The sequence below is a fragment of the Pectobacterium wasabiae CFBP 3304 genome (genome assembly GCF_001742185.1).
GTDB lineage: Bacteria > Pseudomonadota > Gammaproteobacteria > Enterobacterales > Enterobacteriaceae > Pectobacterium > Pectobacterium wasabiae.
Genome location: NZ_CP015750.1, coordinates 4,185,187 through 4,201,455 on the forward strand (window position 1 = coordinate 4,185,187; position 16,269 = coordinate 4,201,455).

General features: G+C 49.5%; 15 protein-coding genes. 7 read left to right on the forward strand and 8 right to left on the reverse strand.

What is annotated here, in order from left to right; all coding sequences use genetic code 11:
* Positions 1–83: 83 nt before the first annotated feature.
* The 4 genes from ydfG to A7983_RS19130 form a co-directional block, all read right to left on the reverse strand.
* A complete protein-coding gene (gene ydfG / locus A7983_RS19115; RefSeq protein ID WP_005968588.1) occupies positions 84–833 on the reverse strand; it encodes a bifunctional NADP-dependent 3-hydroxy acid dehydrogenase/3-hydroxypropionate dehydrogenase YdfG in 750 nt (249 codons plus the stop codon).
* Positions 834–1,068: 235 nt separating this feature from the next.
* Positions 1,069–2,253, reverse strand: a complete 1,185-nt coding sequence (locus tag A7983_RS19120) for a pyridoxal phosphate-dependent aminotransferase (protein WP_005968586.1) — start codon at positions 2,251–2,253, stop codon at positions 1,069–1,071.
* A 394-nt stretch (positions 2,254–2,647) separates the two neighbouring features.
* Positions 2,648–3,610, reverse strand: a complete 963-nt coding sequence (locus A7983_RS19125; protein ID WP_005968584.1) for a GlxA family transcriptional regulator — start codon at positions 3,608–3,610, stop codon at positions 2,648–2,650.
* Positions 3,611–3,654: 44 nt separating this feature from the next.
* Positions 3,655–4,431, reverse strand: coding sequence for an MBL fold metallo-hydrolase (locus A7983_RS19130; RefSeq protein ID WP_005968582.1), 777 nt, complete (start codon positions 4,429–4,431; stop codon positions 3,655–3,657).
* Between the two features lie 276 nt (positions 4,432–4,707).
* On the opposite strand from A7983_RS19130, the gene pptA reads away from it, so the two are divergent.
* Positions 4,708–4,938, forward strand: coding sequence for a tautomerase PptA (pptA, locus tag A7983_RS19135; RefSeq protein ID WP_005968580.1), 231 nt, complete (start codon positions 4,708–4,710; stop codon positions 4,936–4,938).
* Between the two features lie 67 nt (positions 4,939–5,005).
* Here the strand turns inward: pptA and A7983_RS19140 are convergent, their stop codons facing one another.
* The 4 genes from A7983_RS19140 to A7983_RS19155 form a co-directional block, all read right to left on the reverse strand.
* Positions 5,006–6,508, reverse strand: coding sequence for a pyridoxal phosphate-dependent decarboxylase family protein (locus A7983_RS19140; protein WP_005968578.1), 1,503 nt, complete (start codon positions 6,506–6,508; stop codon positions 5,006–5,008).
* Positions 6,509–6,526: 18 nt separating this feature from the next.
* On the reverse strand, positions 6,527–7,909 hold the full coding sequence (locus tag A7983_RS19145) for a diaminobutyrate--2-oxoglutarate transaminase (protein WP_005968576.1): 1,383 nt from the start codon (positions 7,907–7,909) through the stop codon (positions 6,527–6,529).
* A 409-nt stretch (positions 7,910–8,318) separates the two neighbouring features.
* A complete protein-coding gene (locus A7983_RS19150; protein WP_005968575.1) occupies positions 8,319–9,614 on the reverse strand; it encodes a glycoside hydrolase family 10 protein in 1,296 nt (431 codons plus the stop codon).
* A 5-nt stretch (positions 9,615–9,619) separates the two neighbouring features.
* Positions 9,620–9,907, reverse strand: coding sequence for a VF530 family protein (locus tag A7983_RS19155; RefSeq protein ID WP_005968573.1), 288 nt, complete (start codon positions 9,905–9,907; stop codon positions 9,620–9,622).
* Between the two features lie 564 nt (positions 9,908–10,471).
* Here A7983_RS19155 and A7983_RS24015 point away from each other — a divergent pair.
* The 6 genes from A7983_RS24015 to A7983_RS19190 all read left to right on the forward strand — a co-directional run bounded on the left by A7983_RS24015 (position 10,472) and on the right by A7983_RS19190 (position 15,912).
* Positions 10,472–10,795: a hypothetical protein gene (locus A7983_RS24015; RefSeq protein WP_005968571.1), complete on the forward strand. Its 324-nt coding sequence runs from the start codon at positions 10,472–10,474 to the stop codon at positions 10,793–10,795.
* A 72-nt stretch (positions 10,796–10,867) separates the two neighbouring features.
* On the forward strand, positions 10,868–11,503 hold the full coding sequence (locus A7983_RS24020; RefSeq protein WP_152413528.1) for a hypothetical protein: 636 nt from the start codon (positions 10,868–10,870) through the stop codon (positions 11,501–11,503).
* 136 nt (positions 11,504–11,639) lie between these two features.
* Positions 11,640–11,873, forward strand: a complete 234-nt coding sequence (locus A7983_RS19175) for a hypothetical protein (protein WP_005968566.1) — start codon at positions 11,640–11,642, stop codon at positions 11,871–11,873.
* A gap of 330 nt (positions 11,874–12,203) precedes the next feature.
* Complete coding sequence (locus A7983_RS19180; RefSeq protein ID WP_005968564.1) at positions 12,204–12,809, forward strand: CDP-alcohol phosphatidyltransferase family protein; 606 nt, start codon at positions 12,204–12,206, stop codon at positions 12,807–12,809.
* 59 nt (positions 12,810–12,868) lie between these two features.
* Positions 12,869–14,629 (forward strand): bifunctional alpha/beta hydrolase/class I SAM-dependent methyltransferase, encoded by a 1,761-nt coding sequence (locus A7983_RS19185; protein WP_005968562.1) that lies wholly within the window; start codon positions 12,869–12,871, stop codon positions 14,627–14,629.
* A complete protein-coding gene (locus tag A7983_RS19190; RefSeq protein ID WP_005968559.1) occupies positions 14,626–15,912 on the forward strand; it encodes a phosphatase PAP2/dual specificity phosphatase family protein in 1,287 nt (428 codons plus the stop codon). The genes A7983_RS19185 and A7983_RS19190 overlap by 4 nt, the downstream gene beginning before the upstream one ends.
* The last annotated feature ends 357 nt before the right edge of the window (positions 15,913–16,269 follow it).

A 16,269-nucleotide genomic window follows, 5' to 3' on the forward strand; every position in this document is an offset into this window, starting at 1 on the left:
CCGCGCTGCATTGTGCTAGAAGGGAAGAGAAAAGGGCATGAAACTTGCGTCCATGCCCTGAGTTGTCCTGCAATTGGTGGCGATCAACCTTCGCGATGTACGCTTAAACCGGCGAAAGATTGGCTAACCGGCATCATTTCCAGCGTGTTGATATTGACGTGCGCAGGCAGGGTGGCAACCCAGAAAACCGCCTCAGACACATCTTCGGCCGTCAGCGGTGTGGTGTTGTCATAGGTTTTACTAACTTTTTCATCGTTACCTTTGAAGCGCACGGCCGAGAACTCGGTTCCACCGACCAGACCGGGTTCGATGTTCGTCACGCGGATTCGGGTGCCAGACAGATCGGCCCGTAATCCCAGGCTGAACTGCTGAACGAACGCTTTGCTGGCACCGTACACGTTACCGCCAGCATAAGGCCAGTTTCCCGCAGTGGAGCCAATGTTGATGACGTGACCGATATTGCGCGCCACCATATCAGGCAGCAGCGCACGCGTCATAAACACCAGCCCCTTGTTATTGGTATCGATCATATTTTCCCAATCGTCTACCGAGGCTTTATGTGCAGGTTCCAGACCCAACGCCAGACCCGCATTGTTCACCAGCACATCAATCGCTCGCCATTCAACAGGTAGAGAGGCAACAGCCTGTTCAATCGCCTGACGATCGCGCACGTCTAATTTTAACGTATACAACGCATCGCCCAATTCCGACTTCAGTGCATCCAGACGTTCCTGACGGCGGCCTGTCGCGATCACTTTATGGCCCGCACTAATAAATTTACGGGTAATTGACTCACCAAACCCAGCGGTTGCACCAGTAACAAAAATAATCATGCTCTTTTCTCCCTGACCGTTTTCATGTTCTGCTTGTGCCTGATATCAATATAAATAATGAAAGGCATAAGTTCATTTAGCCGCGCAATTCCCCGTGGGTCAAGCGTTACTCCGGTTTCAACGAGGTGGTGCCCCTCAGAGAGAGGGGCTGAAATCGAATTTCGATCGAGAGATACAGGCTTAGGAGATAGGATACCGCGCTATAGCGGTGCGACAAAACCGGTATGGCGGAGAGTTAAATCCAGTTCTTGTTACGGAATTCGCGCATGGTATCCGCGACCCACTGCATTTCCTGCGGCGTACCTAACGAGATGCGGCACCAGTTATCTGCCGGAGGAAACGCGCGACCGATCAGCACGCCTGCGTCTGCCATATGTTTTTGGTAATCCTTAAGCGGGACGACTAACTGGTGGAAAACAAAATTTCCTTCAGACGGCAAGTACGGCAGCTTTAGGTCATCTAACGCTTTCAGCAGGATTTGACGCGACACGTCATTACTCTTTTTGCTGTAGGTGATAAATGCCTGATCGTCCATCGACGCCAATGCGGCATCCACGCCGCTGAAGTTGATTTTCTCACCCGCGACATACCGTCCCAGCAACGCAATGACGTTGGGATGTGCGACAGCGTATCCCACGCGCATACCGGCCATGGCATGTATTTTAGAGAACGTTTTCAGCAGAATAATGTTCTCTGCGCCTTGGGTAATCATCGGCGAAATAGAGCGAAAATGTGGGTCATTGACGAACTCAGCGTAAGCCTCATCGACGATAAACATCGTATTAGCCGGCTTGCTGGCAATCCACGGTTCAATTAAATCCGCAGGCGTAATCGAGCCCGTCGGGTTGTTGGGGTTGACCAGATAAACGATGGAGGGGCCAGAGTAACCCGCAACGGCGGCTTTTAGCCCTTCAATATCGAATGCCCAATTGTCGAGCATTTTAACTTTAGTGACTTTAATTCCGGCAATGTTGGCAAAGTGTTCGCCGTCGCCGTAGGTTAATTCAGGGATCACCAACTGTGCATCCAGTGATGCATAGGCTTCAATCGCTGCCCGTATGCCTTCGGACGATCCCGCCGTCAGTAAAATAGACGGAGCTTCCACCTGATGATGTGCCGCCAGTTTATTACCAAGCATCAAAATTTCATTTTTTGCGTAGCGGTTGGCTTTCACGACGGCATCACGTGCAGCGATTTGTGCCTTGGGCGACATACCCAGTGGATTTTCATTAAAATTAATACGGATTGGGTTATCGGGCGACGGTGCGGTAAATGCTGCACTTTTAGGCTGAGTTTCGGCAAAAACCCGCGCACTTAACCCTGTTGTTAGCGCAGCCGTCCCCAGCAGTGCGCCAGAAAGTTTTAATAATGCTCTGCGTCTCGGGTTTAATACGTCGCTTTCATTGATTAAAAAATTCATCAAAACACTCTCCTTAGTTACATAATGGCAGGAGAGCTAAAGCATAAAGCGCGCCAGTTTTCTTAATTGCTCGTTCTCTAATGTATTGTCAAATCGATGAAATAATATTTTATTACGTCAAGTTTCCCCGTATAGCGGGAGATTTCACCTTTTCTTGCATACCGATTAAAGGTAAAAAAAATTGATTTATTCATCTGGTAACTAAATCAAATGATATGAGTTACTTATGCAAGAGATCCATCATGACGCATGAAATGATGCATCATGATGCGCTTGCCCTATGAGATAGCGATCGAGCCATGCTTTCTGACTATTGGCTTCTATCTAATCACTCAGAATGTGCAGAGGTGATTCGGAATGCTGGCGACCGAAAAAGCGGTTTACGAAGCGAGGATTAGCGAACGCTACTTTTATCCTGAAACGTTTTACGCCAGTCGGTCGGACTAACGCTAAAACGCTGTTTAAACTGTTGACGAAATGTCACTACTGACTGAAACCCCACACTATCTGCGATCGTTTCGATTGAGTGAGATGTCGATTCCAGTAATACCTGGCTATGGCGAAGCCGTTCTGCCTTTAACCAGTCGCTGATCGTCATGCCCGTGGCACGGAAGAAGTGCCGGGTAAATGTTCTGCGACTCATCTGAACGCGGCTCGCCAATGCATCCAAAGAGTGGGGAGAGTGTAGGTGCGTGCGTAGATAATCCAGCAATTGATTGATTTTGCTATCTCGCGTATTTTCCGGCACCGGATGCTCAATAAATTGAGCCTGACCGCCTTCTCGGTAAGGCTGAATAACCAGACGCCGGGCGGCACGGTTCGCGATAGCGCTGCCGCAATGTTGCCGTACCAGATAAAGGCAGCAGTCAATGGCCGCTACTGTTCCCGCAGACGTTATCAGATGTCCATCTTCGACATAGAGCGCGTTGGTATCCAACTGCACATTAAGAAAACGGGTGATAAAATCCTGCTCAAATGCCCAGTGTGTCGAGGCGCGGCGGCCATCCAACAGTCCGGCGTAAGCTAACACATAGGTGCCCAGGCATAATCCGGCGATCTGTGCTTTACGGGCTTCGGCAATGCGTAATGCATCCAGAAGCTGTACAGAAGGGCGCGTATCTGGATGATTCCAGTAGGGAACCACGATCAAATCGGCTTTTTCCAATGCAGAAAATCCGTGCTCAACGTTGATGGAAAACCCGTATTCAGAGGCAACCATGCCCGGTTTTTCAGCACAGAAAAAAAGCGAAAACTGTTTTTCTTCATAGAGCATGTCGCTGAAAACCATACTCGGTATCGACAAATGAAACGGGCTAAAATTTTCGCAGACAACCACCGCGACGGTTAGCACAGCCATAATAGCCCTCGTTAAAGATCGCTATGTTCCGGTTATTATCCGATTCAGAATTGCACGCTTTCGCCATCATTTGGTACGTGCGCAACGGACTGAAGCTTTTCTTCACGCAGATAGTCTCGTAGTTCGACGCGGCTCAGAAGACAATGATTCACCGCTTCCATGTGTGTGGCGACTATTGCCGCGTTAGGCACTAGCTGATGTACACGCCGAACATCCTCTTTTCTCATGATAATAGAACCTAAACCGGGTATGGTGGCATTACCGATATTCAACGCTACCACATCAGGTGTGTGATGTGTCAGTGCATCAATAACATGCTGATTCCAGACGGTATCGCCAGCCAGATAAAACGTCTTCTCATTAGCATGTCGGAAGATGATACCGCAAACTTCTCCTAGCCGTTCCGCCAGTTGTGGATTGGCATAAGTTTCGTCAGACCCATGCTGACCAGACGTCTTTATCAGCGTGATCCCGCCATATTCAGTCTGCTCACCCAGTACTCGTACCGAGGTAAACCCTGCGCGACGAATGAGGTCAGCATCTTGCGTATTTTGGCTGAAAATTGGCATTGTTTTCGGGATAGCGTCAATTGCCACATCGTCCCAATGGTCAAGGTGCGTATGCGTCACAATCACGGCATCAACATCCAGAATCGCAGCCAGAGGCAAGGGAAGGTCGACCAGTGGATTTCGCAGATGATCGTTTGCTGTCCCGGGAAAGCCGGGATAAGCCGCCTTTGGTGCCAACATCGGATCAATCAAAAATGTTTTCCCGCCAAATTCCAATTGTAATGTCGCATTACGAATCTGCGTTATTTTCATCTTATTGCTCTCTATCCAGTTAACTGGCGTCGTTACGCGCCAAACAAGGACAGTATAAGAATCTGGCAGATCGCTAACAGTGGCCTGAATGACACACTTCGATGAGTTTAGGCCAATTTATCTAAAGCGATTGCTTATTATCGGGCGGAGCTATCCTATTGCTGTCTTCATGCACACTAGCTATCTTAACTAACTGGCTATCTTAACTAACTGGCTATCTTAACTAACTGGCTATCTTAACCAACGTGCTGTTTCATCACTGAAAAGGACCATCCTATGCCCCATATTGATGTCAAACACTTCCCAAGAGACCTGTCTGAAGAAGAGAAGAAAGTCATCGCAGAAGATCTCGCCGCGGTCCTAAAGAAGCACTTCGGTTCTTCTAACGATTCGCTTTCTGTTGCATTCAACGAAATTCAGCCAGAACGCTGGAAGGACGAGGTTTATGATCCGATCATCAAACCGCAGTTGGATACGCTGGCGAAAAAACCAGGATATTCGTATTAAGAAAGCAACAAAAATCCGATAACACATTGAGTATTATCGGCTTTCATAGCCCGGTAAAGCAGGGGCGTTACGCTGTCAGCAGTTGCTGGGCAGTGCTTTCAACCAAAGTCAGCAGGACTTTGACATCATCCAAATTGACCGTTGGGTTCAATAACGTCAGCTTCAGGCAGGTAATACCGTTAAACTCGGTGACCCCGACGTTGGCACGTCCTGACTCCAGTAGTGCATCGCCAATGCGTTGGTTAAGCAGTGCAACCGTTGCATCGTCCGCTGTCGCCGATTGCTGTGGACGAGAGCGGAAAAGAACGCTTGCCAGTTGTGGCTGCATAACTAATTCCAGCGAGGCGTGTTCATCCACATACTGTGCAACGTGCTGTGCCAGCGTAACACCGTGATCGATGATCGCCGCATACTGCTGTTGGCCTAACGCTTCCAGACCCATCCACAGTTTCAGCGCATCAAAACGACGCGTTGTCTGCAATGACTTCGACACCAGATTCGGCACGCCTTGGGCTTCATCGAACTCAGAGTTCAGGTAAGCCGCCTGATAACGCATCAGCTCATAGTGGCGAGCTTCTTTCAGCAAGAATGCGCCACAACTGATGGTCTGGAAGAACTGTTTGTGGAAATCCAACGTAATGGAATCCACTAACTCAATGCCGTCCAGATAATCACGATACTTCTCGGACAGCAGCAATGCGCCCCCCCAAGCTGCATCGACGTGTACCCAAATCTGGTGTTCCGCAGCCAGTGTTGCAATCGCCCGCAGAGGGTCGATTGCACCTGCGTCAGTCGTACCCGCTGTCGCGACAATCGCCAGAATCTGCTCACCGTTCGCTTTGGCCAGCGCTACTTTCTCTGCTAAATCGTTCAGATCCATCCGCGCGAAACGGTCGGTTTTCACCAGCGTGACACATTGGTAACCCAAACCCAGTAAAGCCATGTTCTTTTGCACCGAGAAATGGGCATTTTCAGAACAGAACACTTTAATTTTCTTCAGGTTACCAACCAATCCATCTTGCTGGATCGAATGTCCCTGACGGGCGAAGAAGGCATCACGCGCCAACATTAGCCCCATCAGATTGCTCTGGGTGCCACCGCTGGTGAACACGCCAGCATCACCAGACTGATAGCCAACCTGAGTACGCAGCCATTCAATCAGTTTCATCTCAATGATGGTCGCTGACGGGCTTTGATCCCAGGAGTCCATGCTCTGGTTGGTGGCGTTAATCAACACTTCAGCCGCCTGGCTGACCACCAAACTCGGGCAGTGCAGGTGAGCAACGCACTGCGGATGATGTACCGACAGGCTGTCTTTCAAAAAGTACTCAATCGCACGCTCGATAGCGGCCTGGTTACCCAGGCCCTGAGGATTAAAATCCAGCGTGATGCGTTCACGCAGTTCGGCAACCGTTTTTCCCTGATACATCTCGGGCTGTTGCAGCCACTGCATAACAGCTTGGCTACTTTGCGTAATCGCTTCCTGATAGGCTTCGATACTCTGCGTAGAAGAAGCCAGAATCGGATTGATTTTTGTTTCCACTGCTTCTTTTTCCACTAATTGAGACATCGTGGTCATTCGCTCCACTCAGACTGGCTTCACGCCAGCAGAAAGCAGGGCGTTTTCAAATTTATCCAGGAAGATTTCCAATTCAGCATTGCTGATCAGCAGGGATGGCAACAGACGCAAAACGCAACCATTACGGCCACCGCGCTCCAGAATCAGACCCGCTTCAAAGCATTTTTTCTGCAACAGGGCAGACAGATCGCCATCAGCCGGGTAGCAACCCATGTGATCCTGTGCTTCGTCAGGCTTAACCATCTCAATCCCGATCATCAAGCCCAGACCGCGAATGTGCCCCATCACTGGATAACGTCTTTGCAGCTCAGCCAGTTTGGCTTTCAGCCATTCGCCTTGCTCAGCGACCTTATCTGCCACCTGATTGTCTTTGAGGTGCATCAGCGTTGTCAGGCCCGTGGCCATTGCCAGTTGGTTGCCGCGGAAAGTACCGGTATGGTGACCCGGAGCCCAGGCATCGAACTGCTTCTTGATACCCAGTACCGCTAATGGTAAGCCGCCGCCGACCGCTTTGGACATCACGATGATATCTGGCTCAATGCCCGCGTGTTCAAAGGCGAAGAATTTACCGGTACGAGCAAAGCCCGCCTGAACTTCGTCGATGATCAGCAGAATGCCATGTTCCTGCGTCACTTTACGGATGCGCTGCAACCACTCGGCAGGTGCCGGATTAACGCCGCCTTCACCCTGAACGGCTTCCAGAATGACCGCAGCCGGTTTGCGTACGCCACTTTCAACGTCGTTGATCAGATTTTCAAAATAGTAAGTTAATGCTTTAACGCCAGCGTCACCGCCAATGCCCAGCGGGCAGCGGTACTGATGCGGATAAGGCATAAACTGCACTTCAGGCATCATGCCGTCGACCGCTTCTTTCGGTGACAGGTTTCCGGTTACCGACAGCGCGCCGTGCGTCATCCCGTGGTAGCCACCGGAGAAGCTGATTACACCAGAGCGGCCAGTGTATTTTTTTGCCAGTTTCAGTGCTGCTTCAACCGCATCGGCACCAGAAGGGCCAGTAAACTGGAGGCAGTACTCTTTGCCCTGACCAGGCAATAAAGAAAGCAGATATTCGGAGAACTGATCTTTCAACGGTGTTGTCAGATCAAGTGTATGTAACGGCAAGCCGCTAGTAATGACACGTTGGATGCTTTGCAGCACGTCAGGATGGTTATGACCAAGCGCGAGCGTACCTGCGCCAGCCAGACAATCAAGATATTGATTATTCTCAACATCGGTGATCCACACGCCTTCAGCTTTCGCAATTGCCAGAGGCAATTTGCGTGGATAACTCCTCACGTTCGATTCAAATTCAGCTTGTCTTGCCAAATAGGTTTCATTGTTTCCGTTTAATGAATTCGCACCTAAACTGTCAATACGGACTTTATCCGTCATCATATCTCTCCTACAACCGTGTGCTCGCTGGCAATCACAGTTGAATAAATGAATTAAACACGTAACTACTATAAGAAAAACGCGGCCAATATAGGGTTTTTCAGTCACCGACTCAATGATTTATTTCGTTTCGAAACCTTTATTTTTTCACATTAAAATCAACACGTTGAATGATTAATTACTAATCATGATGGCATGCTTATCTTACATGCTTATTAAATAAGCAAAAAAAATCCTTCTACAGCAGAATTTTTGAGCTGAAAAGATGGTAACAAATGGAGTAAATAGCACTTTTAGCGAGAGAAAACAGAATGGAAACCGTAGGCGAGGGGAAATGTGATGCTGCTTTACATGTTGTTTTCAGCCCTTATATAACTGATGCAGAGGTTTTGAATTCCTCTGCAACCTGTTAAATCGGATTCCAGCGGTTTCTAAGATAATTAACCGCTTCCTGAGTTTGTGGCTGATTAAGGTAGTTCTCTCTGAACAGAATCGTGCCATTAATGTGTGGTGTAGATTCATTCAAATCGAGCTGCTTTTTCAACTCTGGCACACCGCCTTTGATCATCCAATCCGGCTCATTCTTTGATGGTTCACCCACCTTATACAAGGCAACGCCAATATAGAGGCGCGTGCTCGTGGGTTTCACCACATCGGCCCACCATTTTGCCAATACATCGTAGCGAGCGGCGTCACGCGCGAAAGGCCAGTACAGTTGTGGGGCAATATAATCCAGCAGTCCTTGTTGCACCCACTGGCGGGTATCAGCATAGGCTTCATCATAGGCAGCCGCACCTCGTGTATCGGAACCCGCTACATCGTGTGACCGGTTGCGCCATACGCCCGCGGGGCTGACGCCGAATTCAACCTCGGGTTTCAACTGCTTGATGGTGCGCGAAACCTGCTCGATTAGTTGCTGAGTGTTGTGTCGCCGCCAGTCTGCTTTTGAGCTAAATCCCAGACCATATCTTCTAAAGGTTTCACTATCGTTGAGAGCAGAACCCGATGATTCAGCGTAGAAATAGTCATCAAACTGCACACCGTCAATAGCGTAATGTGACACGACTTCAGCCACGATACTGGTGATCCAGTTTCGTGCTTCTGGGATGCCAGGATCGAGTACAAAGCGATCGCCAGCGGTACGGACCCAATCACGGTGCAACACAAACACGCTGGCTGGATTCTGCGACAATGTTCGGTTTAACTCCATCACAGTTCCGGGTTTGGTATTGACGGATATGCGATAGGGATTAAACCAGGCATGGACTTTCATGCCGCGTTTGTGCGCTTCATCAAGCATGAACTGAAGCGGATCGTAACCAGGTGCTTCACCAATATTGCCAGTCAGCATATCTGACCAAGGCAATATTTTAGAGAGCCAAAGCGCAGTACCATCCGGTTTAACCTGAAAAAATACGGTATTGATACCGAGGCTTTGCAATTTATCCAGCTTGCCTTTCAACGCTTCCTGCTGCTGAGTCATACGGATGGCAGGGCTGCTAGCATTGACTGACGCCACTGGCGGCCAGTCGAGGCGGGAAACGGTCGCCAGCCAGACTCCACGTACCGGTTCCTGACTTTGCTGAGGAGTGGCTGGGAGTGGCTGTTTAACCGGAGGAATAGGGGTAACAAGTGAACTCGGCGGCTTGGACGCGCAACTAACGAGTAGAAGCGCAGCAGCAATAAGTACGACTGGCTTTTTCACGTGAGTTAACTCTTATTTTTGCGGCTATTAGCCCATGGATCAACAACGCCATCATCTAGTTTTGCGGGCGCGGCCTCATTCAGAGAATCAAGATACAGCGCTTCGACCTCAGCGCGAGCCCACGGTGTTCGGCGTAGAAATTTTAAACTGGACTTCACGCTTGGATCGTTTTTAAAGCAATTGATGTTGATCTGTCTACCTAGCTCAACCCAGCCAAAACGGGCAACCAGCGCATTAACTTGCATTTCAAGTGTCACGCCATGTAAAGGGTCTTTAGAAATATGTGTAGCCATGTAGTAGAAGTCCGGTAATTTCAGATTTTAACACAGGAAGGTTACAAGAAAGCTGGGCGAGCGGCAATGTTATGCGACGGTGTGAGGATGACAATATTGGTAACAATACGCAGGATTACATGCATTATAATATTAAAACCAGACTATCGTAATGGATATTAAATATCAGATCGTTCAACGTGAATTGAGTTTCTTTCATATGTTCTACTATTTTAGAAATTACTTAGATAAAAATAATAAATTAAGGTTTCTTTGAAAAAAAAGAATAAATCTAGCAGAACTATCAACGAAAACATTAAGACCATTCTCAATAAAAAAAGGCCATATCGTTTTTTTGATTGAGGTTCTACATATAGAACTTAATGCTTGCCATTTCATTAGCAATCATTTAAACCAGATGACGAAATGTTGTTGGTTATTATTTTACAGAACATTTCAGCTCACATGGAGCGATTGATATCACTTTTGTCAGGCAGTGCTTTCTACATTACAAAAGTCACTGACAATAAGTGATTCATGAATAATAAAACCACATAAAATAACCGTAAAGAGAGGGATGGAATAATGAAGTTAACACCGATAATAGCCTTTTTAGGATTATTCAGTATCGCAAGTGTACATGCCAACAACGATACATCCCACAATGTTACTCATGACAAAACCGATTTATTGACATTGGTCAGTAATGGAGATGCGTCAGGGGGAGCCGGTGGGAATGGTGGCAGTGGGAATAATTCGCCAGGTGGAAAGGGCGGTGATGGTGGTAATAACAGCAATAGTGGGAATGGGAACGGTAACGGAAATAACAACGGAACAGGAAATGGCAGCGGTAGCGGAAACAGCACGGGGGGGAATAGCGGTAGTAAAGGAGGGAAAAACTCAGCTTAACCTTTAATACTTAAAGGGTTACGAGCAATCTCACGCCGTAACCCTCGTCATATCCTTAATATTAGAGGTAATATGAAAAAAAAATTATTGTTATTACTAACAATTCCATTCGTATCATTCGCAACAGCTTCCCCTATCAATTTTATGGAGGCTCAATTTCAAGAAATTAGCGCTAATGGGGGAGCTGGAGGCAATGGGGGTTCTGGCGATAACTCTCCCGGAGGAAATGGTGGAAAGGGTGGAAAGGGAAGTAATGGTGGAAATGGCGGTAATGGTGGAAGTACGGACAATTCACCAGGGTGTAACGGTACGGATGGTAAAAATGGGACAAATGGAACAAATGGAACAAATGGGGAAAATGGAACAAATGGAAATTGTTTGAATTTTAAAGATATGAACCTCACGCCGATATCCAAAGGGGGGAACGGTGGAAATGGCGGTGCCGGAACTAATGCAGGAAATGGTGGCGACGGAGGTAATGCCGGTACAGGAAATAACTCACCGGGAGGAAATGGTGGGAATGGTGGAAAAAATGGGGCAGACGGCGGGAATGGCGGCCAAGGTGGAAATGGAAATAACTCGGCAGGAGGAAATGGAGGCCATGGCGGGAATGGGAATAATGCAAATGGTGGCCCCGGCGGAACAGGAGGCAGCGGAAGCAATTCTCCTGGTGGCAACGGCGGTAATGGCGGAAATAACATTACATAATGAATCAACACATCGGTGACCTTTATGAAAAACAAAATATTATCCGTGTCTTTATCCGGCATTCTCTGTTTTTCCGTATTAGCTTCGACGCCCATATCCAACTCAGCGTATGCTCAAAATGGAGGCAATGGAGGTAATGCAACAGGACATGATAGTGGAGGAAATGGCGGTAATGCTGGCTCTGGTTCGAATGGAAATGGCGGGAATGGGGGGAAAGGCGGTGACAATGGGGGAAATGGCGGTAAGGGCGGGAGCGGTGCAGGAAGTGGAAATGGAGGCCGCGGCGGTGATGCCGGCTGGGGTGGCGGAGCCGGCGGGAAAGGAGGGAAAGGTGGAGATAATGGAGGGAAAAACGGAATGGATGGAATGAGTTCAGCCAGGTAACACTCGACTGGCCCCATAGATCACCGGACATTTCAGCGCTCTAAAAATAAGGGGGAGTCTGAGAGGCTAGGGGCCAGTGTTGAGCCGGGCTGGAAGATGTTTATTACCGACAACGGAATTAGCTCTCCCCCTCAGGCAATGTGAACGTATAGTTATCCTGCATATCGATATGCCCGTACATCAGTGGGGATAACTGAGCGATATTCTCACTCCAATATCTTCTCCACTACCAGAATTCAGGGTGAAAAAAACATTTCTCATCATGGGGTTATTTAGCGCACAATTGATTAATTTATGATTCCAGGAAAACAGATTAATGACGCTTTATCAGGTAAAGCCTGCTTTTCAGGCGCTTTTGCGCCCATTCATGTTCTGGCTGCACAAATACCGCGTTACTGCTAACCACATCACGTTCGCGGCGATGGTTCTCTCTTTTATCACTGGCGCAGTGTTGATGATTTTCCCCCGTCCAAGTCTGTTTGTTCTGCTCCCCATTGTGCTGTTTGTGCGTATGGCGCTTAATGCGTTGGATGGCATGCTGGCACGCGAATGCAACCAAAAGTCGCGTCTCGGCGCCATTCTCAATGAGACCGGCGATGTGCTTTCCGATATCGCGCTCTACCTGCCTTTTATGCTGTTGCCATACAGCAATGCGCCGCTGGTTCTGGTCATGGTATTCTGTGCGGCAATGACCGAATTTTGTGGTGTGCTGGCGCAAACCATCAATGGTGTACGCAGCTATGCCGGACCATTGGGAAAAAGTGACAGGGCGCTGGCATTCGGCGCTTGGGGACTGGCTCTGGCCATCTGGCCGCAGTTTGTGCAATGGAATAATGTTGTCTGGGGGATAGCCACAGTATTGCTGCTGTGGACGATCATCAACCGTTGCCGTAGCGCATTATGTGATGAGGTGGCGAAATAAGGACGATCTGAAGTGCCAATTGTTGGCGCTTTCGCAACAAACAACAGGAAATCATCCTAATGATTAATACAAGGACGCCTGAAGAGCGGCAATTTTTAACCAGTGACAGTACCGAGCTGTTTTATCGCTACTGGCCCGCAACGTCGGTAGGGGCAACGCCGAAAGTCATTGTCCTGTTCCACCGCGGACATGAACATTCTGGTCGTTTGCAACATATTGTCGATGAGCTGGCGATGCCGGACACGGCGTTCTACGCCTGGGATGCCCGTGGGCACGGGCGCTCGCCGGGCCAGCGCGGCTACAGTCCATCGCTGGCTCGCTCAGTTCAGGATGTGGACGAGTTTGTCCGTTTTGCTGCAACTGACAGTCAGGCCTCAATGGAAGATGTGGTGGTTGTGGCGCAAAGCGTTGGGGCAGTTTTGGCGGCAACCTGGGCGCATGATTACGCTCCGGCCATTCGTGGTCTGGTGCTGGCGTCACCGGCGTTTAAGGTCAAACTGTACGTACCGTTTGCCCGTCCAGGGCTGGCATTGATGCACCGACTGCGCGGACTCTTTTTTGTTAACTCCTACGTGAAGGGTAAGTATCTGACCCACGACCCGGTGCGAGTGGCGAGTTTCAATCAGGATCCGCTAATTACCCGACCTATCGCGGTCAATATCCTGCTAGATCTCTACAAAACGGCAGAAAGAATTGTCAGCGATGCCAGCGCAATCACTTTGCCAGTGCAGATGTTGGTCTCCGGGGAGGATTACGTTGTACACCGCCAGCCGCAGATCGACTTCTACCAGCGGCTGCGCAACCCGCTAAAAGAGCTTCACGTGCTGCCGGGCTTTTATCACGATACGCTGGGGGAAAAAGAGAGACATCTGGCGTTCGATAAAATGCGTGAATTTATTGATACGCTCTATGCTCTGTCTCCTCAACGTTTCGACTACAGCAACGAAGATCGCTGGAGTCCGGGAGCGGATACCTGGCGGATGTTGAGTGGCGGGCCAGAACCTTACTCATTGGACGATATCGCCTGGCGTGGCTTGCGCTATGGTATGAAGATGCTGGGGACGCAGTCCACCGGGGTTCGTCTGGGATTTGAAACGGGTTTTGATTCCGGCAGTACGCTCGATTATGTCTATCGCAACCAACCGCAGGGTAGCAGCGCCCTGGGGCGTCTGATTGACAAACACTACCTCAACAGCGTGGGTTGGAAAGGGATCCGCCAACGTAAAATTCACCTGCAAATGTTGATTCAGCAGGCAGTTGCCAAACTTACAGAGCAGGGGGCAGCAGTGCGGGTGGTTGACGTTGCCGCTGGCCACGGACGCTACGTGCTCGATGCGCTGGAAAGTGAAACAGCGGTGGATGAAATTTTACTGCGAGATTACAGCGAATTAAATGTGGCGAGAGGCCAAGAGATGATTGCTTCTCGCACAATGGCGGCACCTGCGCGTTTTGAACGGGGTGATGCCTTTAACCGTGAAGAACTGGCCGCGCTTCAGCCTCGTCCGACGCTGGGGATTGTCTCCGGACTGTACGAATTGTTCCCGGAAAATACGCTGGTGCGTAATTCGCTTGCCGGGCTGGCAGATGCCATTGAGCCGGGAGGCATTCTGATCTACACCGGGCAACCCTGGCATCCGCAGCTAAAAACCATAGCCTGGTCGCTGACCAGCCATAAAGATGGCAAAGCGTGGGTGATGCGCGTGCGCACTCAAGACGAAATGGATGTTCTGGTGCGGGAGGCTGGGTTCGATAAATGTGCTCAACTGATAGATGAGTGGGGAATTTTCACCGTTTCAATGGCGGTACGTCGCACATCATGACAACCCGACGTTCTGTTTACCAGCAAGGTATTGGCTGGCTGCTGCTGCTTGCTCCGTTTTTCTTTTTAACGTATGGGCAGGCTAATCAGTTTACCGCCGATCGAGATAACATTGGCAGTCTGGTCTTTGAGTGGGAGCGGCACATTCCTTTTGTGCCGCTGACCATTATTCCTTACTGGAGTCTGGATCTGCTGTACGGCTTATCGCTATTCGTCTGTACAACGCTGGGTGAACAGCGACGACTGGTCTGCAAATTAGTGCTGGCTTCACTGACTGCCTGCGTTGGTTTCTTGTTATTTCCGCTGCAATTTACCTTCACCAGACCGGAGCTAACCGGTCTGGCCGGTTGGCTCTTTGGTCAGCTTGAACAGTTTGATTTACCGTACAATCAGTCGCCGTCGTTGCATATTATTTTATGCTGGCTGCTGTGGCGGCACTTCCATCGTCATTTGAAAGGCAAATGGCAGACATTGAACGGCGCTTGGTTTTTGCTGATTGCCGTATCGGTTCTGACCACTTGGCAGCACCATTTTATTGATGTCATTACCGGACTGGCGGTTGGTATGGTTATCGACTGGGTGACTCCGGATCAGGGCCAATGGCGTTGGCGTATCGCCTCTGGTAAGCGTAAGGTCCTGGCCGTTCGCTATCTGTGTGGTGCACTGGCGTGTCTGACTGGAACATTTCTCACGCCCTGGCTGTGGTGGCCGACGTTGGCGCTGCTGATTGTGGCGCTGGCTTATGGCGCGCTAGGCGTTGAGGCGTTACAAAAAGATAGGGCGGGAAGGTTAACGCCCTCCGCCTGGTGGCTGCTGTTTCCTTGGCGGACGGGGATGATGCTCTCTATGCGTCACTATACCCGCCATTTACCAGCAGTCAGTCCGTTGGTTGATGGGATTTTTTTAGGGACGTATCCGCGAATGCCTCTGGAACAACAGGCGGTGCTGGATCTGACCAGTGAATTTCCCCGATCCCGTGCTTCACAAGGTGTTGCGTATTCCTGTACACCTATGCTGGATCTGGTTAATCCGGATGGTGACACGCTTCGTCAGGCCGTGGATACTCTGGAGACGCTGCGCATAAAACATGGCAGCGTACTGGTTCACTGCGCGCTGGGGCTTTCACGCAGCGCACTGGTGGTTACAGCCTGGCTGTTGCAGTACTATCCGGAATTGACGCTGCCCCAAGCCGTTGAGCAAGTACGTAAAGCTCGTCATCAGGTTATTTTTACACCTGAACATATGGAATTGTTGGAGCGATGGAAAACAAAAGTCACGATATAAAATGTAGGCCTGCTTTGCAGGCCTCCCTCATACAGCAAACACTGGCAAGTTGGCGGTTTTTTCTGCTTTTTTCCGCTCCCCCGTTCATGTGGGGGCTTTTCATTGTTCCGATGAGTTTACCTGGTATTTTTATCGTATTTCTATGCGGTATAGTCTGGTTTGGTTGCTGGCGACTCTGGCTGGACGAACGCTATTTCAGATTTATAAGTGAAGAAAATAATGAGATCGCAGGAGAGGTACTCTATTTCATCTGGTGCCGAGAAAGGTTACAGCAGCGTGCATTTGCTGACCGTCAACGAGGAGCACTGAATCTTTTTCGGTATACAATGCGGTTCACGGGGATGTTGTGGGTCGTCT